The sequence below is a fragment of the Kribbella qitaiheensis genome, from assembly GCF_014217565.1.
GTDB lineage: Bacteria > Actinomycetota > Actinomycetes > Propionibacteriales > Kribbellaceae > Kribbella > Kribbella qitaiheensis_A.
In genome coordinates, this window is the sequence record NZ_CP043661.1 from 1693596 (window position 1) to 1712735 (window position 19140).

Sequence of the window (19140 nt, forward strand, 5' to 3'; positions counted from 1 at the left end):
GAGTCCTGTCAGTCAGAGAAGTCGGTCAGCCGGTCTTGAACACGAAGGCAAGCGCGATACCGATGATCGCGAGCACCTCGGTGACGCCGAAGCCGATCCACGCGATCGACTGCAGCTTGCTCTGTGCCTCGGGCTGACGCGCGGTGCCGTTGATGACGGCAGCGAAGATCAGGCCGACGCCCACACCCGGTCCGATCGCGGCCAGGCCATAGCCGAGGACGGCGATGTTGCCGGTGATCTCGAGAGCGCTCATTACGATGTGTTCCTTTCGGTACGGATAAGAACTATCCGGGTTTCCGTTAGTACGGGTCTGTGGGTAATACCGGTGGTACGGATCAGTGCTCGTCGGAGATCGCGCTGCCGATGTACTGCGCGGTCAGAACGACGAAGATGTAGGCCTGGATGCACTGGACGAACAGCTCCAGTCCGGCGATCGCGAGGCCCATCAGCAAGGTGACGATGCCGACGCCGCCGAGCGCGATGCTGCCGGAGTGCAGGATCATGTACTCGCCACCGGTGACGAAGACCAGCAGCAGGATGTGGCCGGCGAACATGTTGGCGAACAACCGCAGGCTCAGCGAGACCGGGCGGACCAGGATGTTCGAGATGAACTCGATCGGGATCATCAGCGGCATCAGCCAGATCGGCACACCGGCCCGGCATCGTCTGGTGCTTGAAGTAGCCCCAGAGGCCCTTCTTCTTGATGCCCACCGCGTTGTAGATGACCCAGCTCATGATCGCGGCCACATACGCCCAGCCGATGTGGCTGAAGGTCGGGAACTGGATCAGCGGGATCGTCGCCGCGACGTTGTTCAGCAGGATGAAGTAGAACAGGCCGCACAGGTACGGCACGTACTTCATGTACTCCTGGCTGCCGATCGCGTCGCGCGCCATCGAGTTGCGGACGAAGTTGTAGCCGAGCTCACCGGCGAACTGCAGCTTCGACGGCACGATCGCGGCCTTGCGGGAAGCTCCCCAGTAGAACCAGACGATCACCACCACCGACAGCGCGGCGACCAGGACGGGCTTCGTCAACCAGTCGACGCCGAGGATTCCCGGGGTGTCGAAACTTTGTGGACCGGGTGAAATGAACTCGGTCGAAACGCCGGCGCTCACCGGGTCTCCTCTCGCGTCGTGCTCAAGTCGTTCGCCATATGGCTAAGGGCAGGGCGGCTCAGGGCAAGGCGGTCAACTACGTCAGACCCGGTACGGCTCAGGACCGCTGCCTGTACCGGAAGTTCAGCAACAAGATCGTCAGGCCGGCACCGAGAACGATGCCCACCGGAAGCAGAAACTGGGTGCCCAGCCAGCGATCCAACCCGAACCCGATGCCCCCGTAGACGAGGACTCCGCCGATCAAGTAGGAAAAGACCCGCCAGCCATCGCCGGAAGTATTCGGTGTCGGCTTCGGATCCTCGTGCTGGCTCATTGGCACCCGAAAGGTACCAGTCGGCGACACGCCCGGTCACATCGACAGTCGTGCACTTCGCCACACCCCTTGTCACGGTTGGGAAACGGCTTGCCGTGGCACTACCGCCGGTGATCACGCGGTCACCTCTTTGTCCAGGTCGTAGATCGGCACCCGAAGGTGCGACCAGGCCCAGATCTCGCCGGCCATCCAGCCCATCACGACCACGACGGCACTGATCCCCAGCGCGGTCAGGTTGACGTTGCGGGCCAGGCTGTCGGAGTTCAGCGCGATGGCGAGCAGGCCGCCGAAGATCGCGATCCGGCCTGTGTAGGAAGCCATCGCGAGGGCGAGCTGCATGGTCGGCGAAGTACGGCGCGACAGGTGCAGCATCAGCAGGCCGGCGCCGGAGAAGACGATCACCATCAGCAGACCAAGCAACGCGCCCCACAGACCCTTGAGCCCGGCGGCGACCGCAGAAACGGCGGCAGCATTCACACCGACGACCACGCCGGCCACGAGTGCGCCGCGCAGCATCGCCAACGCCGGGTGCCTGGTGGCCTGGCCGGGGACTTTCGGACCTCTGTCTGAGGGAGCCATCTGGTGGTTCCGTCCTGCTGGCGACCGGGATTCTTGCCCGCGGTCGTCGGGTGGGCGGGGTCAGGGGTGAAACTCTTCTTGGCTGGTGCTTGTGAAAACTAGCACAAACTCTGCGGTGCTAGCAAAACGGTCAGCAAAACGAGCGTCCCTGCCGCTGTACACGAACACCCTATCGGTAGGCCAGGACACCCACTGGTCTGGTCCTTGGTCCCGTACTCCGGGCCGCGCGGCAGGCTGGCCCGCCGCTAGGGCTCAGACCTTCGCCAGCGGCTTCGCGGAGCGGCGCGGGAGGCCGGTGGTCAGCAGGATGGCGGTGACCGCGACGGCCAGCACGAGGATCACTGTCCAGACCGAGAGGAGCAGGCCGAGGACCACCACACCGAAGGCGATCAAGGCGGTCCACAGGTACATCAGCAGCACCGCGCGACGGTGCGAATGGCCGCGCTGCATCAGGCGGTGGTGCAGGTGCAGCTTGTCCGCCGCGAACGGCGATCGGCCTGCCTTCGTACGGCGGATGTAGGCCAGCGTCAGGTCCAGCGCCGGGATCGCGAGCACGGCGATCGGCAGGATCAGCGGGAGCAGCGCGGGCAGCAGGCTCGAGCCGCCGACCTCGTACGGCACCGCGTTCGGGTCCATCTGGCCGGTCAGGCTGATCGTCGACGCGGCCAGCATCAACCCGATCAGCAAGGCACCCGAGTCGCCCATGAAAACTCTTGCTGGAAAGAAATTGTGGGGCAGGAAGCCCAGACAGGCACCGGCCAGCGCGACGGTGATCATCGTCGAGGTGGTCGCGCGGTCGAGGTTCTGCTCGACGTTCAGCACGTACGAGTAGGTGAAGAACGCGGTCGCGCCGATCGCGGTGACGCCGGCGGCCAGACCGTCGAGGCCGTCGACGAAGTTCACCGCGTTGGTCGACACCAGCAGGATGCCGGCGGTCAGCACGGCGAGTTGCGAGGGCGGCGGCGAGAAGATGCCGCCGGGCAGCGGGAGCCAGTACAGCTGGATGCCCTGCACGATCATCACGCCGACGGCCAGCACCATGCCGGCCAGCTTGGTGATCGGGTCGAGCTCGACCAGGTCGTCGATCACCCCGACCGCGCAGATCACCGCGCCGCCGACCAGGATCGCCCGTGCGTCGTGCGCGATCTGCAGGCTGTCACCGAGGAACGGCAGGCTGGAGGCGACGGCGAACCCGGCGATCAGGCCGCCGAAGATCGAGACGCCGCCGAAGTACGGGATCGGGACCTTGTGGACGTCGCGAGAGCGGACCTTCGCGACGGCGCCGTACCGGAGGGCGACCTTGCGGGCGATACCGGTCAGCAGGAAGGTCGTGGCCATCGCCACGAACAGGACGAGCAGATACTCACGCACTAGTCCGCCGGCCTCACATCAGCCGCCTTGCCGTCCACGGTGGTCTCTCCTTCGGCCTCGGCCCCGGCCACGACGCTCTCGTCCGGCTTCGGCTCCTCGGCCTGCTCCTCCTTGGACGCCACCACCGGCCCATCGGTTGGCACATCCTCAACCGACACTTCGGTGGGCACGTCCTGCACCGATTCCTCGGCCGGCACGTCCTGCACCGGCTTGTCCTCGGCCTTGTCCTGCACCGGCTCGTCGGTGGGTACGTCCTGCACCGGCTTGTCCTCGGCCTTGTCCTGCACCGGCTCGTCGGTGGGTACGTCCTCGACGACGGCGTCGGGCTCCAGGTCGGTGGTGGCTTCGGGGACGATCTCGCGGATCTGCGCCATCGTCAGCGCGCCGATCCGGACGACGTGCGGCACGTCGCCGGTCAGGTCGACGATCGTCGACGGCTGACCGCCGGTGACCTCGTCGCCGTCCAGGTAGACCGCGACCGAGTCGCCCAGTTGCGCCTCCGCGTCGTACACGTCCAGGGCCGCCGCCTGCCCGCTCTTGTTCGCCGAGCTGACCGCCAGCGGTCCCGTCCGCGACAACAGCTCACGGGTGTTCTCGTGGTCCGGCACCCGCAGCGCGACGGTTCCCTGGGTGTCCCCCAGGTCCCACATCAGCGAGCCCTGGGCGTGACAGATCACCGTCAGCGGCCCGGGCCAGTACGCCTCGCACAGCTTCCGCCCGGCGTCGGGAACATCGGTCGCAAGAGCGTCCAGCGACTCGACCACCGAGATCAGCACCGGCGGCGGCATGTCCCGGCCACGGCCCTTGGCATCCAGCAGCCGCTGCACGGCGTCGGCCTTGAAGGCGTCCGCCGCGATCCCGTACACGGTGTCGGTCGGCAACACGACCAGATCACCCGCCTCGATGGCGTCGACGGCCGCACGGTAGGCCCCCACCAAATCATCACCGGTGAATTCAAAGCGCTCGCTCACGGAGTGAATCGTGCCACTCACCTGCTCAAGCGTTCCAGCCGGGCCGCCCGCGACGGCCGAACGGCGACTCCTGACAAATGATTGTCAGCTTCCGGGCGGACCCGGCGGTCCCGTGCATAAGATCCCGGCCATGACCGTGTCACGTGAATTCCTTGCTGGGCTGCCCAAGGCCGAACTGCACGTCCACCACGTCGGATCGGCGACGCCGCGGATCGTGGCCGAGCTCGCCGCCCGGCATCCGAACTCACCGGTGCCGGCCGATCCGGTCGCACTGGCGGAGTACTTCACCTTCACCGACTTCGCGAAGTTCATCGAGGTCTACCTGACCGTGGTCGACCTGGTCAGTACGCCGGACGACGTCCGCCTGCTCACCTACGAGGTGGCCCGCGAGATGGCCGCGCAGAACATCCGGTACTCCGAGCTGACCGTCACGCCGTACACGTCGGCCCAGCGCGGGATCGCGCCGGAGGCGTTCTGCGAGGCGATCGAGGACGCCCGGACCGCCGCGGAGAAGGAACTCGGCGTCACGCTGCGCTGGATCTTCGACATCCCCGGCGAGTCCGGCATCCCGGCCGCCGTCGAGACCGCCCGGATCGCCACCGAGATCCGTCCGGACGGCCTGGTCGGGTTCGGCCTCGGCGGCCCGGAGATCGGCGTACCGCGGCCGCAGTTCGCGCCGTACTTCGATGCCGCGCGCGCCGTCGGTCTGCACAGCGTCCCGCACGCGGGTGAGACCACCGGGCCGGCGACGATCTGGGACTCGCTGCGCGATCTGAAGGCGGAGCGGATCGGCCACGGCACCTCGGCGACCCAGGACCCCGCGCTGGTCGACTACCTCGGCGAGCACCGGATCCCGCTCGAGGTCAGCCCGACCTCGAACCTCGCCACCCAGGCGGTCCGCTCGTACGACGAACACCCGATCCGCGCGATGGTCGACGCCGGCCTGGTCGTCACGATCAACTCCGACGACCCGCCGATGTTCGGCACCACCCTGGTCAACGAGTACGCCGTCGTCGCCGACCTGCTCGGCCTGGACGCCCAGGGCATCGCCGAGTACGCCCGCACCGCCGTCCGGGTCTCGTTCGCGGACGACAGCACCAAGACCACCCTCCTCACCGAGATCGACGACTACGTCACCAACAACGCCTGACCGCCTGCAGTTGCACGGGCACACGTCCGGCCAGGAACTGCCGGCACACAATCAGCGCTGGATCGCTTGCCGACCAACTGTGCGCGGGGCGGGGCGGACGTAATACCGGGTCAGATGTGGTGACCTCGGACACTTTGTGGGGACCGTGAACAGGAAATTTCATGTCCAAGGCCCCCATTGGGTGTTCAAGGTCGCCACAACTCGACCACGGCGGCCGGGGCGGGTGGGCTGCGCGGAAGCCGAGGGCACGTGCGATGAGGCTGCGGCGCTGCTGGACGAGGCACTCGAACGGCTCGGGCCGATGACGCCACTGCCCGCTGCCGATCTCCGGCAGCGGCGTAACGCGATCCCGCAGTCGGCATGACGGTGTCATCCCGCGAGCTGGCCGGTCGAGGCGTGAGACTGCCCCGCTGACGGAAACCCTCCGGCTCGATCTACTCGGCCGTCTGCGCGGCTGGTACGGCGATCAGCCGCTCGACCTCGGCCCAACTGGTCCGTGCTGCGATGAAGCGGCTGGGAGCCAGTGACACGCCGCGGCGTGGGTCTGTCGGTGCGGCGTGGTTGGCTGGTGCCGTGGTTCCACCCCGCAAGGTTTCCGTCGCCCTCGCGGCGCTGACGATGGTGCTCGGCCTGCTCGCCGGGTGCACCGACACCAAGGCCGACACCAAGACAGACAAGCCCGCTGCGTCGGTTGACAAGTCGGCCGGCCCGACCAGTACACCGATACCCGACCCGCCCGCCGACGGTGAACTGCCTCGCGGCGGCCGGCAGATCTTCCCGCGGTACCAACTGGTCGGGTATGTCGGTCTGCCGGGCTCGCCCGCGCTCGGGCCGCTCGACAAGGACCTCGAGACCAAGGCGAACCGGCTCGAGACGCTGGCCAAGGCGTACGCCGGTGGGCGGACGCCGCAGCCGGTGATGGAGCTCATCGTGGTGGTCGCGAACGGGCATGCCGGCAAGGACGGCAAGTACCGCAGCCGGTTGCCCGACGCCAAGATCCAGAACTACCTGACGGTCGCCCGCAAGCACCGGATGCTGCTGTTGCTGGACATCCAGCCGGGCCGGGCGGACATCCTCAGCGAGATCAAGGTGCTGCAGCGCTGGCTCAAGGAGCCGGACGTCGGACTCGCCTTCGACCCCGAATGGGCGGTCGGTCCCGGACAGGTGCCCGGCAAGGTCTTCGGCCGGACCACCGGCGCCCAACTCGACTCGATCGCGGGCTACCTGTCCGATCTGGTCGCGCAGTACGACCTGCCGGAGAAGGTGTTCGTCTTCCACCAACTCTCGGCGCGGATCGTCAGCAACGAGAAGGCGCTGAAACAGCATCCGGGCGTGGTGACGGTGAAATCGGTCGACGGCATCGGCGGCCGCACGGACAAGGAATCGACCTGGCAGAAGCTCACCACGACTCTGGCGCCCGGAGTGCGCGCGGGTTTCAAACTCTTCTACAAGGAAGACACCCGGCACGGCGCCTTGATGACACCCACCCAGGTGATGGCGCTGAAGCCCCGCCCGGAGTTCGTCGTCTACGAATAGACGCGGCGGCCGGTGGCGAAACGGTGCCGCCCGGCCAGGTCCAATTGGTCGCGGACCTCGGTAAAGAGGCCGGTCGCGGCGAAGACCGCCGGAGCGGATTCACCCTGGACATCCGCGTGCTCACAGCCGAACCAGCCACCCGGCTTCAGCAGCCGGCCCGCGGTCGCGGCGACCACCTTGATCTCGTCCAGCCCGTCCTCACCCGACCACAACGCCAGCGCCGGATCGTGGTCCCGCACCTCGGCCGTGACGGATTCCCAAGCGGTCAAGGGAATGTACGGCGGGTTGGCGATCACCGCGTCGACGCGGCCGTCGAGTTCCGGCAGGCAGCCGTCGATATCGCCTTCGGCCAAGGTCGCCCCGGTGCCGGCCAGATTGCGGCGGGCCCAGACGCATGCTTCCGGCGACAACTCCACGGCGTGCACCGTGCTGTCGGGCCGCTCCGTCGCCACCGCGCCGGCGATCGCACCCGACCCGCTGCACAGGTCGACAACCACCGGCGACTCCACCTTCGCGAGTCGGTCCAGGATCCAGCCGACCAGTACTTCGGTCTCGGGGCGCGGCACGAACACGCCTGGTCCGACGACCAGCTCGCGGTACCGGAAGGCCGCAGTACCGGTGAGGTGTTGCAGCGGTTCACGAGCTGCCCGGCGAGCCACCAACTCGTCGTACTGCGCGGCCTGGCCGGCAGTGACCTCGACCAAGCCGAGTTGGAGCCGGCTGGTCCCCGCTACGAACGCGAGCAGCTCAGCAGCGTCGTACTCCGGTGAGGCGACGCCCGCGTCGCGCAGGGCGCTCGTCGCGGTCGCGAGCAGACTCTTCGTGCTCACTGGGATTCGACGGCCTCGAGGCGTGCGGTCAGGTCGGCCTCGGTGAGCGCCTGGATCACCGGGGCGAGCTCGCCGCCGAGGACCTGGTCCAGGTTGTGCGTCTTGTAGCCGACCCGGTGGTCGGAGAACCGGTTCTCCGGGTAGTTGTAGGTGCGGACCCGCTCGGAGCGGTCGACCGTGCGGATCTGCGACCGGCGGGCGATCGAGGCCTCCTGGGCGGCCGCTTCCTGGGCCGCGGCGAGCAGCCGGGACCGCAGTACGCGCATCGCCTGCTCGCGGTTCTGCAGCTGGGACTTCTCGTTCTGCATCGAGACCACGATGCCGGTCGGCAGGTGGGTGATCCGGACCGCCGAGTCGGTCGTGTTGACGCTCTGCCCACCCGGGCCGGACGACCGGAAGACGTCGATCCGCAGGTCGTTCTGGTCGATCTCGACGTCCACGTCCTCCGCCTCGGGCAGCACCAGGACACCGGCCGCCGAGGTGTGGATCCGGCCCTGCGACTCGGTCACCGGCACCCGCTGGACCCGATGCACGCCACCTTCGAACTTCAGCTTCGCGTACGGCGCCTCACCGGGCCCGGGCGTTCCCTTCGCCTTCACCGCGACGGTGATCGACTTGTAGCCACCCAGATCCGAGTCGGCCGCGTCGAGGATCTCGGTCTTCCAGTTCTGCGACTCGGCGTACTTCAGGTACATCTTCAGCAGGTCGCCGGCGAACAGCGCCGACTCGTCGCCACCCTCGCCGGCCTTGATCTCGAGGATCGCGTCCTTGTCGTCGCTCGGGTCCCGCGGCACGAGCAGCACCTGCAGCTTCTCGGCCAGCTCCTCGCGCCGGTGCTCGATCTTGGTGGCCTCTTCGGCGAAGGCTGGGTCCTCGTGCGCGAGCTCCTTGGCCACCTCGATGTCGTCGGCGGTCGTCAGCCACTCGTCGTACGCGCGGACCACGGGCGCCAGGGCGGCGTACCGCTTGCCGACCTTGCGGGCGTTGGCCTGGTCGGAATGCAGGGCGGGATCCGCCATCTGCCGTTCCAGCTCGGCGTACTCCGCCTTCAGCGACTGCACCGCCTCGAACATGGCTGCACTCCTCTCGGGTACGAACAAGCACCAGCCCCGCGCAAGGGGGGGTGCGGGTGGCGAAGCCCCCGCTCGCGGCGAAGCCGCACAACACACGAAAGCGAGGTGGCCCGCGCTGTCCGCAGGCACACCTCGCCCAGAGCTTTCGTCGCTACTTCTTCGCGTACCGCTTCTCGAAGCGGGCGACGCGGCCACCGGTGTCGAGAATCTTCTGCTTGCCGGTGTAGAACGGGTGGCACTGCGAGCACACGTCGGCGTGGATGGAACCGCTCTCCGCGGTCGAGTGCGTGTCGAACTGGGCACCGCAGGTGCAGGTCACCTTGGTCGCCACGTAGTTCGGGTGGATGTCGCTCTTCATGGATCTCCTCGAGTCAAGGCGGCCCGGGTCGTCCACTTGGTGCGAACGTGAACCGGAACCAACGAGCAATTCTGCCATCTGAGGGCTCAACCTGACGAATCGCCCCGGTATTCCGGGGCGATCCGGTCAGCTTGCGGGTGGTACCGGACTCAGTTGCCGTCGTCGGTACTGCGTCCGCCGTTGCCGGTGGACGGGGTGGTCTTGTTGACCTGGAGCAGGAACTCGATGTTCGACTTGCTCTCCTTGAGCTTGCCGATCAGGAGCTCCAGGGCGGCCTGGCCGTCGAGTGCGGACAGCACCCGGCGGAGCTTCCAGACGACCTGGGTCTCGTCCTTGCTCATCAGCAGTTCCTCGCGGCGGGTACCGGAGGCGACCACGTCGATGGCCGGGAAGATCCGGCGATCGGCGAACTCGCGGCGGAGCCGGAGCTCCATGTTTCCGGTGCCCTTGAACTCCTCGAAGATGACCTCGTCCATCTTGGAGCCGGTCTCGATCAGCGCCGTCGCGAGGATGGTCAGCGAGCCACCGTCCTCAATGTTGCGGGCCGCGCCGAAGAACCGCTTCGGCGGGTACAGCGCCGACGAGTCGACACCACCGGACAGGATCCGGCCGCTGGCGGGCGCCGCGATGTTGTAGGCACGACCCAGCCGGGTGATCGAGTCGAGCAGGACGACCACGTCGTGGCCGAGCTCGACCAGCCGCTTGGCCCGCTCGATCGCCAGTTCCGCGACCGTGGTGTGGTCGTCGGCCGGGCGGTCGAAGGTCGAGGCGATGACCTCACCCTTGACCGTGCGCTGCATGTCGGTGACCTCTTCAGGCCGCTCGTCCACCAGCACGACCATCAGGTGTACTTCGGGGTTGTTCGTGGTGATCGCGTTCGCGAGCGCCTGCAGCACCATCGTCTTACCGGCCTTCGGCGGCGACACGATCAGGCCACGCTGGCCCTTGCCGATCGGGCTGACGATGTCGACGATCCGGGTGGTGAGGATGTTCTGCTCGGTCTCGAGGCGAAGCCGCTCGGTCGCGTACAGCGGGGTCAGCTTGTTGAAGTCCTGACGCTGCTTGGCGACCTCGGGGTCCGACCCGTTGACGGTGTCGATCCGGACCAGCGGGTTGAACTTCTCCTTGCGCTCACCGTCCGACGGCTGCTTCACCGCACCGGTGATCGCGTCACCCTTGCGCAGGCCGTAGCGCTTGACCATCGACAGCGCGACGTACACGTCGTTCGGGCCGGGCAGGTAGCCGCTGGTCCGGACGAAGGCGTAGTTGTCGAGCACGTCGAGGATGCCGGCGGCCGGCACCAGGACGTCGTCCTCGTTGATGGTCGGCTCCGGGTCGAACCGCTCGCCACGGCCGCGGTTGTTGCGGCTGTTGTCGCGCCCGGTGATGTCCCGGCCGGTGGTGGCCGGACCGCGCTCGCGGTCGCGACCACGACGGCGGCGACGACGTCCGTCGCCGTCCTCGCCCCGGTCGCTCTGACCCCGGTCGGTCTGGTTGCGCTGGTCGGTCTGGTTGCGCTGGTCGTTGCGGGCCGGCGTCGGCGGCGCGCTGGTCACCGCGGCTGTCGCGGTTCTGCTCGCCCCGGCCGTCGCTGCGCAGGCTCTCGTTGCGCTGACCCTCGTTGCGCTGACCCTCGTTGCGCTGAGCGTCGCGGTTCTGAGCGCCGTCGCGGTTCTCGCCACGGTTCTCGTTCCGGTCGCGGGTCTGGCCTTCGCGATTCTGAGCGTCGCGGTTCTGGCCGTCCCGGCTCTCGCGGTTCTGGCTTTCCCGGTTCTGGCTTTCCCGGCTCTGGCTTTCCCGGCTCTGGCTGTCCCGGGTCAGGGCGCCTTCGCGGTCGGTGCGCTGGTTGTCGCGACCGCGGCTGCGGTCCCGGCCACCCTCGCGGCTACCGGAGCGATCGTCGCGGCTCTCGGCGTCGGTGCTCGGCTCCGCCTGCTTCTCGACGACCGGTGCGGCGACTGCCTCGACCGGAGCAGCGCCGGTCTTCGCGGCCCCGTTCTGGGCGGCGGTCTTCGCAACCGGCGCCTCGGCGGCGGGAGTCTTCTCGGCCGCGCCGGTGTCGGCGGCGGCAGCACGGGCCCGGCGGGTGCCGGCCCGAGCCGGAGCTTCGACCTTGACGGCCGTCGGCTCCGCGGCTGCCTCGTCCAGGGTCGGCTGGCTCGCACGGGAACGCGAAGCGCCCGCCGAACCGCCACCCGACTGGGCAGCCTTGATCGCCTCGATCAGCTGGCCCTTGCGCAGCGCGCCGGTGCCCTTGATGCCGAGCGTCCCGGCGAGCTGCTTGAGCTCGGGGAGCAGCAAGCCTTCGAGGCCGCCTCCGGCCTTGCGGCGGCGCGTGGTAGCGCCCGCGTCGGCCGACGAGGTGCCGGCTGCGCTGGAGGCTTCAACAATTTCTGTCACGTGAGGTCCTTCCCACACGGATGGACGATGTCCTCAGGTTCATCGCCCGGAATCATCACCCACGACGGACGCTGTCTCGATCGAACGAGCAGGCGACGTGGGTATAAGAGGCTCTCGCTGAATCCGGTTCCCCCCGGAGTTATCCGACGCAGGCGGCGCAAGTCCTTCACAGGGAGGTCGCCACATACATCAGGATGTCGGGAGCTAAGCCCGGAAGCGACGAGAGTTCGCCGATCACCTGGAGGGGATCGGGTGAGTCGAGACTAGCACCACTGAGGGGCCAGCTGGGGACTCGGTAGGTGCAACGCGTGTCCGCGTCTGTTCATTCCCGCTCGACCGGTTGACTCCCCGACCAGACCTGTACACCCAGTGGCTCTATCCCCAACTCGTACCGCTCCCACCCATCCGGCGCCGCCGCCAATCCCCCGCTAACGTCCGAAGAACCGAGGGGCAGGACCCTCACTTCTTCGGACGCAACGGTTAGCACCAGCACGGTCGGACCGGCACCACTCACGACCGCGGGCAGGCCACTGCCCCGGAGCTTGTGCACGAGGGCAAGGCTCTCCGGCATCGCCGGCTCGCGGTAGGCCTGATGCAGCCGATCCTCGGTCGCCGTCATCAGCAACTCCGGCCGCGAGGTCAAAGCGGCGACGAGCAACGCCGCGCGACCCGCATTCGCGGCAGCATCACCATGCGGTACCGCGGCCGGCAGCAACCCGCGTGCCTCTCTCGTCAGCACCCGCGTCCCCGGCACGTACGCGATCGCGGCCAACCCGGCTTCCGGTTCGAGCCGGATCGCGCGGCCTGTCTCGCCATCGGTCCACGCGATCGTGAATCCTCCGAGCGCAGCGGCCGCGACGTTGTCGGGATGCCCCTCGATCTCGTTCGCCAGTTCGACGACCCGGTCGCGGTCGAGCGGCGTACCGGTCAGTCCGTACGCCGCTGCGATGCCGCCCACGATCGCTGCGGACGACGACCCCAGACCGCGGCCGTGCGGGATCCGGTTCTCACAACGCAGCCTGAACCCCGGTACGACGGCGCCGAGCGACTCCAGCCCGGCCCGGATCGCCCGGACCACCAGATGCGACTCGTCCAGCGCCACCTCGCCCGCGCCCGATCCGACCACCTCGACGGTCACGCCGGAACCCCCCGGCGTCACCGTCAACTCGTCGTACAAGCTCAGCGCGAGCCCGAAGGCGTCGAACCCAGGCCCCAGATTCGCACTCGTAGCCGGCACCCGAACCCGAACAACCGGGTTCAAATTCACACCAACCCGGCAACGCGGGCGACCGCGTCGGTGTCGGCCGGCGTTACCGGAGTCTCGTGCGGGAGGGCGTGGGCGAGGGCGGTGTCGATGTCCTTCAGGCCGTGCCCGGTGACGGTGATCACGACGGTCTGGCCACCGTCCAACCGGCCGGCCGCCTTCGTCGCAAGCAGACCGGCGACACCGGCGGCGGACGCAGGCTCGACGAAAACGCCTTCACGAGCAGCCAGGTCACGCTGTGCGGTGAGGATCTGCTCGTCGCTGACGGCCTCGATCCGGCCGCCCGATTCGTCCCGGGCGTTCTCGGCCAGGATCCAGGACGCCGGGTTGCCGACCCGGATCGCGGTCGCCGCGGTGTCCGGCTTCTCGACGATCGCGCCACGCACGATCGGCGCGGCACCTTCGGCCTGGAAACCCCACATCTGCGGGGCTTTCGAGGAGATCTTGTCCTTCTCGTACTCCAGGTAGCCCTTCCAGTAGGCCGCGATGTTGCCCGCGTTGCCGACCGGTAGGACATGCAGATCCGGCGCGTCGCCGAGCGCGTCACAGACCTCGAAGGCAGCCGTCTTCTGGCCTTCGAGCCGGACCGGGTTCACCGAGTTCACCAGCGCGACCGGGTAGTGCTTGCCGAGCTCACGGACGATCCGCAGGCAGTCGTCGAAGCTGCCGTCGACCGTCACCAGTTGCGCGCCGTGCACGATCGCCTGCGCGAGCTTGCCCTTCGCGATCCGCCCGGCCGGGATCAGCACGAGCGGCAACAGCCCGGCCCGTACGGCGTACGCGGCGGCCGAGGCGGACGTGTTGCCGGTCGAGGCGCAGACCACGGCCTTGTCCCCCGCCTGTGCGGCCAGCGAGATCGCGACCGTCATGCCGCGGTCCTTGAACGAACCGGTCGGGTTGCTGCCCTCGACCTTGAGCCACACCTCGCAATTCGTCTGCTCGCTGAGCCACTGCGCGGCCACCAGCGGCGTTCCGCCTTCGCCGAGCGTGACCACCGGAGTGTCCGCCGAAACCGGTAGCCGGTCGCGGTATTCCTCGATCACGCCCCGCCATTGGTGGGGGCGCTGCTGGTGCTGACTCATCTCTAGTCCCCTTCGACCCGCATCACACTGCTGACTTCTCGCACGATGTCCATCTCGCGCAGGGCCTCCACGGTCGCGGAGAGGGCGGCATCGGTGGCGGTGTGGGTGACCACGACAAGCTGCGCCTCGCCACCCCGGCCCTCCTGCCGGACGGTCTGGATGGACACGCCGTGGTCGGAGAACGCGGTCGCCACCGCCGCCAGGACGCCGGCCTTGTCGGCCACGTCCAGCGACACGTGATAGCGAGTCAGCGCATCCCCCACCGGCCGGACGGCCCGCTGGGTGTACGACGACTCGCCGACCCCCGGCACACCCTTGAGCCGGTTGCGCGCGGCGGACACCAGATCCCCGAGGACAGCACTGGCCGTCGGGGCGCCGCCGGCACCACGACCATAGAACATCAGCTCGCCGGCCGCTTTGGATTCCACGAAAACGGCGTTGTAGGCGTCCCGGACCGAGGCCAGCGGATGGCTCAGCGGGATCATCGCCGGATACACCCGGGCGCTGACCGAATCGGTCGCCTCGTCCAGCTCGCAGATCGCCAGCGACTTCACCACGCAGCCCATCTCGCGAGCCGACGCGATGTCGGTCGCGGACACCTCGGTGATGCCCTCGCGGTGCACGTCGGCGATGGAAACCCTGGTGTGGAAGGCCAGACTCGCCAGCAGGGCAGCCTTCGCGGCCGCGTCGAAGCCCTCGATGTCGGCGGTCGGATCGGCCTCGGCGTACCCGAGTGCCTGCGCCTCCTCGAGTGCCTCGTCGAAGCCGGCGCCGGTGGAGTCCATCTTGTCGAGGATGTAGTTCGTGGTGCCGTTGACGATCCCCATCACCCGGGTCACGTCGTCACCGGCCAGCGACTCGCGCAGCGGGCGCAGGATCGGGATCGCCCCGGCGACGGCCGCCTCGAAGTACAGGTCCCGCTCGTACTTCTCGGCGGCGGCGAACAGGGTCGGGCCGTCCTCGGCGAGCAGCGCCTTGTTCGCGGTGATGACCGAGGCGCCGTTCTCGAGCGCGGTGAGGATGAGGCCGCGGGCCGGTTCGAGCCCGCCGATCACCTCGATCACCAGGTCGATGTCACCACGGGAGACCAGCGCCTGGGCGTCGGTCGTGACGAGGGCAGGGTCGACCGCGATGTCCCGCTCGCGACCGGCCCGGCGGACGGCGATGCCGGCGATCTCCAGCGGCGCACCGACCCGCGCGGCCAGGTCGTCGGCCCGCTCGGTAAGTATCCGGACCACTTCGGTGCCGACGACGCCGCAGCCCAGCAGCGCGACCTTCAAAGGCTTGCTCACTGGGCGGCTCCCATGTCGAGAATCAGCATGTCGTCCTCGGTCTCCCGGCGGATGACCACCCGGGTCTGACCGTCCTTGACCGCGATCACGGGCGGCCGCGGTACGTGGTTGTAGTTGCTCGCCATCGAGCGGCAGTACGCACCCGTGCCCGGTACTGCGACCAGGTCGCCGGGCTTCACGTCCGACGGCAGGAACTCGTCCTTCACCACGATGTCTCCGGACTCGCAGTGCTTGCCGACCACCCTGGCCAGCGTGGGCTCCGCGTCGGAGTGCCGATTGGCGAGCGTGCAGGAGTAGTCCGCGTCGTACAGGGCGGTCCGGATGTTGTCGCTCATCCCGCCGTCGACGGAGACGTACGTCCGGGAGGCGCCCGCGTCGAGTGCGACGTCCTTCACCGTGCCGACCGAGTAGACCGTGCACATGGCCGGCCCGACGATCGCGCGGCCCGGCTCGATCGACACCTTCGGCACGTCGACACCGAACGCGCGGCACTCGTGCTCGACGATCTTGCCCATCTCGGTCGCGAGCTGCGCGGGGTCGGCCGGATCGTCCTGGGTGGTGTAGGCGATCCCGAAGCCGCCACCGAGGTCGAGCTCCGGCATGTCCACACCGAGCTCCTCGGAAACCCTTGCGTGCAAGGCGATCACGCGCCTGGCGGCGACCTCGAACCCGGATGAGTCGAAGATCTGCGAACCGATGTGCGAGTGCAGCCCGAGCAGCCGCAGCTCCGGCGATTCGTTGACCCGGGCAACGGCTTCGTACGCCGCCCCCGAGGTGATCGAGAAGCCGAACTTCTGGTCCTCGTGCGCGGTCGCGATGTACTCGTGCGTGTGCGCCTCGACGCCGGCGGTGACCCGGACCATCACCGGGGCGACCAGGTCGCGCTCCGCGGCCAGCTCGATCAGCCGGGAGATCTCGTCGTGGGAGTCGACGATGATCCGGCCGACGCCGGCTTCGAGAGCCCGGGTGAGCTCGGAGACGGACTTGTTGTTGCCGTGGAACCCGAGCCGGGCCGGATCCGCACCGGCGCGCAGGGCGACGGCGAGCTCACCGCCCGAGCAGATGTCGAGGTTGAGCCCTTCCTCCATCACCCAGCGGACGACCGTAGTACAGAGGAACGCCTTGCCCGCGTAGTAGACGTCGAAGTCCTTGAAGCCTTCCTTGAACGCCCGGGCCCGGGCGCGGAAGTCGGCCTCGTCCAGCACGTACGCCGGGCTGCCGTGCTCCGCGAGCAGGTCGCGGACGTCGACGCCACCGACCTCGAGCGCGCCCTCGGCGTTCTTCTTCGAGTTCGTCGACCAGAGCTGGGTGACCAGGTCGTTCGCGTTGCCCGGCGCCCGCAGCCACGGCGGCGCCCGGTGCCCGATGTCGGCGTGCAGGGTGCCCGCCTCGTGCGCCCTCACATCCGCTCCGGGGCGGAGACGCCGAGCAGGTCGAGCCCATTGGCGAGCACGGTCTTGGTGGCACTGACCAGGGTCAGCCGGGCCTTGTGCACCGGCTCGACCTCCTCGTCGCCGCGCGGGAGCACCCGGCAACTGTCGTAGAACTTGTGGAACGCCGACGCGGTGTCTTCGAGGTACCGCGCGATCCGGTGCGGCTCGCGCAACTCGGCGGCGGTCGCGACCACGCGGGGGAACTCGGCCAGCGCGCGGAGCAGGTCGCCCTCGCGGTCGTGGCTGAGCAGGCCGGGCTCGAACTCGTCCAGCTTGATACCCAGGTCGCCCGCGTTGCGCAGGATCGAGGCGAGCCGGGCGTGCGCGTACTGCACGTAGTACACCGGGTTCTCGCTGACCTGCCGGGTCATCTCCTCGATGTCCAGCGTCAGCGGGGAGTCGACCGGGTAGCGGCACAGCGTGTACCGCAGCGGGTCGACACCGCCTTCCTCAACCAGCTCGGCGAGCGTGACGATGGTGCCGGCCCGCTTGGACAGCTTCATCTCCTCACCGTTCTTGAGGATCTTCACCAGCTGGCCGATCAGGATCTCGATGTTGTGCTCGGGGTCGTCGCCCGCGCAGGCCGCGATCGCCTTGAGGCGATTCACGTAGCCGTGGTGGTCGGCGCCGAGCAGGTAGATACAGACCTCGAAGCCACGCTCACGCTTGTTCACGTAGTACGCCGCGTCGGAGGCGAAGTACGTCGGCTCGCCGGTGGTCCGGATCAGCACCCGGTCCTTGTCGTCGGTGAAGTCGGTCGTCCGCATCCAGAGCGCGCCGGCCGCCTCGTACAGGTGACCTTGCTCACGGAGCTTCTCGACCGCGTGGCCGACGCCGTCCTGCTCGTGCAGGCTGCGCTCGGACATCCACACGTCGAACTTGGTCCGGAAGTGCTCGAGCTGACTCTGCTGTTCCTTGAGCTGCCGCTCGTAGCCGGCTTCGCGGAAGGCGACGCTCTGCTCGTCGTCCGGCAGCATCATGATCGACGGGATCTCTTCGACGATCTGCTTCGCGAGGTCGTTGATGTACTCGCCGTGGTAGCCGTCCTCCGGGACCGGCAGACCGTGGGCGGACGCCTTCAGCGAGAGGCCGAACTTGTCCATCTGGGCGCCGCGGTCGTTCACGTAGAACTCCCGGGTCACCTTCGCGCCGGCCGCGATCAGCACCCGGGCCAGCGCGTCACCGACGGCGGCCCAGCGGGTGTGGCCCAGATGCAGCGGGCCGGTCGGGTTGGCGGAGATGAACTCCAGGTTGATCGGCTGACCCTTGAGCGAGTCGCTCCCGCCGTACGCCGGGCCCGCCTCGAGGATCTGGGCCGCGATCTTGCCCTGGGCATCGGCCGCGACCCGGATGTTGATGAATCCCGGTCCGGCGATCTCGACGGCGGTGATCGCCTCGTCGTCCTGCAACTTGGCGGCCAGCAGCTCCGCGAGCTTGCGCGGATTGCCCAGGCTCGAGCGCTTCCCGAGCTGCATGGCGACGTTCGTGGCGTAGTCCCCATGCTCGGGGTTCTTGGGCCGCTCCACCTTCAGCTCACCCGGCAGTCCGCCGTCAACGGTGATGGTGCCGTCGTCGACGAGCGCGGTCAGGGCCTGCAGGATCTTCTCAGCGAGCTGTTCCGGAGTCACCGCCTCAGCCTAATGGCCCCCGCCCCAAACCCTTGCCCCACCATCCACAGCCCGGTACGGCCCTCACTCCCAGGGATTCACCAACTCGACACCAGTCTCGGCAAAGTCCTTGGTGTCGCGGGTCGCGAGAGTGGCGTCCACCAGCCGGCAGATCGCCGCAATCATCGCGTCGGCGGGCCCGATCGGCCGGCCTGCGCGCTCACGCCCAACAACAATCTCCGCGTACATCGCCGCGGCGTAGGCGTCGAACGGCAGGATCGCGTCGACGCATTCCGTGAAGATCTCAACGACCGCTTCGGACATCCGCTCCTGGCGCCGTCCGGCCGGCAGCCGTCCGATGCCACGCCGGATCTCGGCCACGGTGATAGCCGTTGTGTACAAACCGTCCGGGCGCCGCCCGGCGTACCAGCGCCGGACGGTTTCATCCGGCTTCGCCTTCATCAGTTCAGAAGCGACATTGGTGTCGAACACGACGATCATTCGTCGAACTCCACCACCCGGTGCTGGCCGGTCCGCGGCGGAATGTCCAGATCGACGCCCCCGAGGTCGGCGAAGGCCTCATGCAATCTCGTCAGGATGTTCTTGGGCTCATCCTCGGCGCCGACGGCCTCGACAAGGATCGCCCGCGCCTCCGCTTCCATCGATCGACCATGGCGTGCAGCCCGGACTCGTAGTCGCTGCTTTACGTGATCATCCAAGTTACGTACAGTAATTGCGGCCATCGCGACCACCTCCTGCATGCAA

General features: G+C 68.2%; 20 protein-coding genes and 2 pseudogenes. 3 read left to right on the forward strand and 19 right to left on the reverse strand.

What is annotated here, in order from left to right:
- Window positions 1-25: 25 nt before the first annotated feature.
- The 7 genes and pseudogenes from atpE to F1D05_RS07635 all read right to left on the reverse strand — a co-directional run bounded on the left by atpE (window position 26) and on the right by F1D05_RS07635 (window position 4350).
- Window positions 26-253: an ATP synthase F0 subunit C gene (atpE, locus tag F1D05_RS07610; protein ID WP_185446627.1), complete on the reverse strand. Its 228-nt coding sequence runs from the start codon at window positions 251-253 to the stop codon at window positions 26-28.
- An 82-nt stretch (window positions 254-335) separates the two neighbouring features.
- Window positions 336-650: a F0F1 ATP synthase subunit A gene (locus F1D05_RS41880; protein WP_281388922.1), complete on the reverse strand. Its 315-nt coding sequence runs from the start codon at window positions 648-650 to the stop codon at window positions 336-338.
- A gap of 67 nt (window positions 651-717) precedes the next feature.
- Window positions 718-1116 (reverse strand): annotated as a pseudogene (locus F1D05_RS41885) (F0F1 ATP synthase subunit A); the annotation flags it as partial.
- A 97-nt stretch (window positions 1117-1213) separates the two neighbouring features.
- Entirely contained in the window at window positions 1214-1429 is a 216-nt protein-coding gene (locus tag F1D05_RS07620; RefSeq protein ID WP_185446628.1) for an AtpZ/AtpI family protein, read from the reverse strand.
- A gap of 114 nt (window positions 1430-1543) precedes the next feature.
- Window positions 1544-2008 carry a hypothetical protein gene (locus tag F1D05_RS07625; RefSeq protein ID WP_185446629.1) on the reverse strand — a complete coding sequence of 155 codons (465 nt, stop codon included), beginning with the start codon at window positions 2006-2008 and terminating at the stop codon, window positions 1544-1546.
- Between the two features lie 252 nt (window positions 2009-2260).
- Window positions 2261-3379 carry a glycosyltransferase family 4 protein gene (locus F1D05_RS07630; RefSeq protein ID WP_185446630.1) on the reverse strand — a complete coding sequence of 373 codons (1119 nt, stop codon included), beginning with the start codon at window positions 3377-3379 and terminating at the stop codon, window positions 2261-2263.
- On the reverse strand, window positions 3379-4350 hold the full coding sequence (locus F1D05_RS07635; protein ID WP_246486499.1) for an L-threonylcarbamoyladenylate synthase: 972 nt from the start codon (window positions 4348-4350) through the stop codon (window positions 3379-3381). Before F1D05_RS07635 ends, F1D05_RS07630 begins: the two co-directional genes overlap by 1 nt.
- 130 nt (window positions 4351-4480) lie before the next feature.
- On the opposite strand from F1D05_RS07635, the gene F1D05_RS07640 reads away from it, so the two are divergent.
- The 3 genes from F1D05_RS07640 to F1D05_RS07650 all read left to right on the forward strand — a co-directional run bounded on the left by F1D05_RS07640 (window position 4481) and on the right by F1D05_RS07650 (window position 7036).
- Window positions 4481-5500, forward strand: a complete 1020-nt coding sequence (locus F1D05_RS07640; RefSeq protein WP_185446631.1) for an adenosine deaminase — start codon at window positions 4481-4483, stop codon at window positions 5498-5500.
- Between the two features lie 181 nt (window positions 5501-5681).
- Complete coding sequence (locus tag F1D05_RS07645; protein WP_185446632.1) at window positions 5682-5864, forward strand: hypothetical protein; 183 nt, start codon at window positions 5682-5684, stop codon at window positions 5862-5864.
- 140 nt (window positions 5865-6004) lie between these two features.
- Window positions 6005-7036: a hypothetical protein gene (locus tag F1D05_RS07650; RefSeq protein ID WP_246486500.1), complete on the forward strand. Its 1032-nt coding sequence runs from the start codon at window positions 6005-6007 to the stop codon at window positions 7034-7036.
- On the opposite strand, the gene prmC is transcribed toward F1D05_RS07650, so the two are convergent.
- From prmC to F1D05_RS42870, 12 genes and pseudogenes are all read right to left on the reverse strand, one after another.
- Entirely contained in the window at window positions 7027-7866 is an 840-nt protein-coding gene (gene prmC, locus F1D05_RS07655; protein WP_185446633.1) for a peptide chain release factor N(5)-glutamine methyltransferase, read from the reverse strand. The two genes, F1D05_RS07650 and prmC, sit on opposite strands and share 10 nt — an antisense overlap.
- Window positions 7863-8939 carry a peptide chain release factor 1 gene (gene prfA, locus F1D05_RS07660; RefSeq protein ID WP_185446634.1) on the reverse strand — a complete coding sequence of 359 codons (1077 nt, stop codon included), beginning with the start codon at window positions 8937-8939 and terminating at the stop codon, window positions 7863-7865. Before prfA ends, prmC begins: the two co-directional genes overlap by 4 nt.
- Window positions 8940-9090: 151 nt before the next feature.
- Entirely contained in the window at window positions 9091-9297 is a 207-nt protein-coding gene (rpmE, locus tag F1D05_RS07665; protein ID WP_185446635.1) for a 50S ribosomal protein L31, read from the reverse strand.
- A gap of 149 nt (window positions 9298-9446) precedes the next feature.
- Window positions 9447-10853 carry a transcription termination factor Rho gene (gene rho / locus F1D05_RS42860; RefSeq protein WP_428995005.1) on the reverse strand — a complete coding sequence of 469 codons (1407 nt, stop codon included), beginning with the start codon at window positions 10851-10853 and terminating at the stop codon, window positions 9447-9449.
- A gap of 694 nt (window positions 10854-11547) precedes the next feature.
- Window positions 11548-11715: pseudogene (locus F1D05_RS42865) on the reverse strand (hypothetical protein); the annotation flags it as partial.
- Between the two features lie 304 nt (window positions 11716-12019).
- Entirely contained in the window at window positions 12020-12934 is a 915-nt protein-coding gene (gene thrB, locus F1D05_RS07675) for a homoserine kinase (RefSeq protein WP_246486501.1), read from the reverse strand.
- 26 nt (window positions 12935-12960) lie between these two features.
- The gene (gene thrC, locus F1D05_RS07680; RefSeq protein WP_185446637.1) at window positions 12961-14043 is read right to left on the reverse strand and encodes a threonine synthase; all 1083 of its coding nucleotides are present in this window, start codon (window positions 14041-14043) and stop codon (window positions 12961-12963) included.
- A gap of 2 nt (window positions 14044-14045) precedes the next feature.
- Window positions 14046-15335, reverse strand: a complete 1290-nt coding sequence (locus F1D05_RS07685) for a homoserine dehydrogenase (RefSeq protein ID WP_185446638.1) — start codon at window positions 15333-15335, stop codon at window positions 14046-14048.
- Window positions 15332-16738 carry a diaminopimelate decarboxylase gene (lysA, locus tag F1D05_RS07690; protein WP_185446639.1) on the reverse strand — a complete coding sequence of 469 codons (1407 nt, stop codon included), beginning with the start codon at window positions 16736-16738 and terminating at the stop codon, window positions 15332-15334. Before lysA ends, F1D05_RS07685 begins: the two co-directional genes overlap by 4 nt.
- Entirely contained in the window at window positions 16735-18396 is a 1662-nt protein-coding gene (gene argS / locus F1D05_RS07695; RefSeq protein WP_185446640.1) for an arginine--tRNA ligase, read from the reverse strand. Before argS ends, lysA begins: the two co-directional genes overlap by 4 nt.
- 63 nt (window positions 18397-18459) lie before the next feature.
- Window positions 18460-18876 carry a type II toxin-antitoxin system VapC family toxin gene (locus F1D05_RS07700; RefSeq protein ID WP_246486502.1) on the reverse strand — a complete coding sequence of 139 codons (417 nt, stop codon included), beginning with the start codon at window positions 18874-18876 and terminating at the stop codon, window positions 18460-18462.
- The gene (locus tag F1D05_RS42870; protein WP_428995006.1) at window positions 18873-19136 is read right to left on the reverse strand and encodes a FitA-like ribbon-helix-helix domain-containing protein; all 264 of its coding nucleotides are present in this window, start codon (window positions 19134-19136) and stop codon (window positions 18873-18875) included. Before F1D05_RS42870 ends, F1D05_RS07700 begins: the two co-directional genes overlap by 4 nt.
- Window positions 19137-19140: the final 4 nt, after the last annotated feature.

Excerpts from the sequence above, each read along its gene's own strand:
- F1D05_RS07620 (WP_185446628.1), bottom strand. The coding sequence starts at position 1,429 with ATGAGCCAGCACGAGGATCCGAAGCCGACACCGAATACTTCCGGCGAT.
- prfA (WP_185446634.1), bottom strand. The coding sequence starts at position 8,939 with ATGTTCGAGGCGGTGCAGTCGCTGAAGGCGGAGTACGCCGAGCTGGAA.
- rpmE (WP_185446635.1), bottom strand. The coding sequence starts at position 9,297 with ATGAAGAGCGACATCCACCCGAACTACGTGGCGACCAAGGTGACCTGC.
- F1D05_RS07650 (WP_246486500.1), top strand. The coding sequence starts at position 6,005 with ATGAAGCGGCTGGGAGCCAGTGACACGCCGCGGCGTGGGTCTGTCGGT.
- F1D05_RS07700 (WP_246486502.1), bottom strand. The coding sequence starts at position 18,876 with ATGATCGTCGTGTTCGACACCAATGTCGCTTCTGAACTGATGAAGGCG.
- thrC (WP_185446637.1), bottom strand. The coding sequence starts at position 14,043 with ATGAGTCAGCACCAGCAGCGCCCCCACCAATGGCGGGGCGTGATCGAG.
- F1D05_RS07640 (WP_185446631.1), top strand. The coding sequence starts at position 4,481 with ATGACCGTGTCACGTGAATTCCTTGCTGGGCTGCCCAAGGCCGAACTG.
- F1D05_RS07625 (WP_185446629.1), bottom strand. The coding sequence starts at position 2,008 with ATGGCTCCCTCAGACAGAGGTCCGAAAGTCCCCGGCCAGGCCACCAGG.
- atpE (WP_185446627.1), bottom strand. The coding sequence starts at position 253 with ATGAGCGCTCTCGAGATCACCGGCAACATCGCCGTCCTCGGCTATGGC.
- F1D05_RS42870 (WP_428995006.1), bottom strand. The coding sequence starts at position 19,136 with ATGCAGGAGGTGGTCGCGATGGCCGCAATTACTGTACGTAACTTGGAT.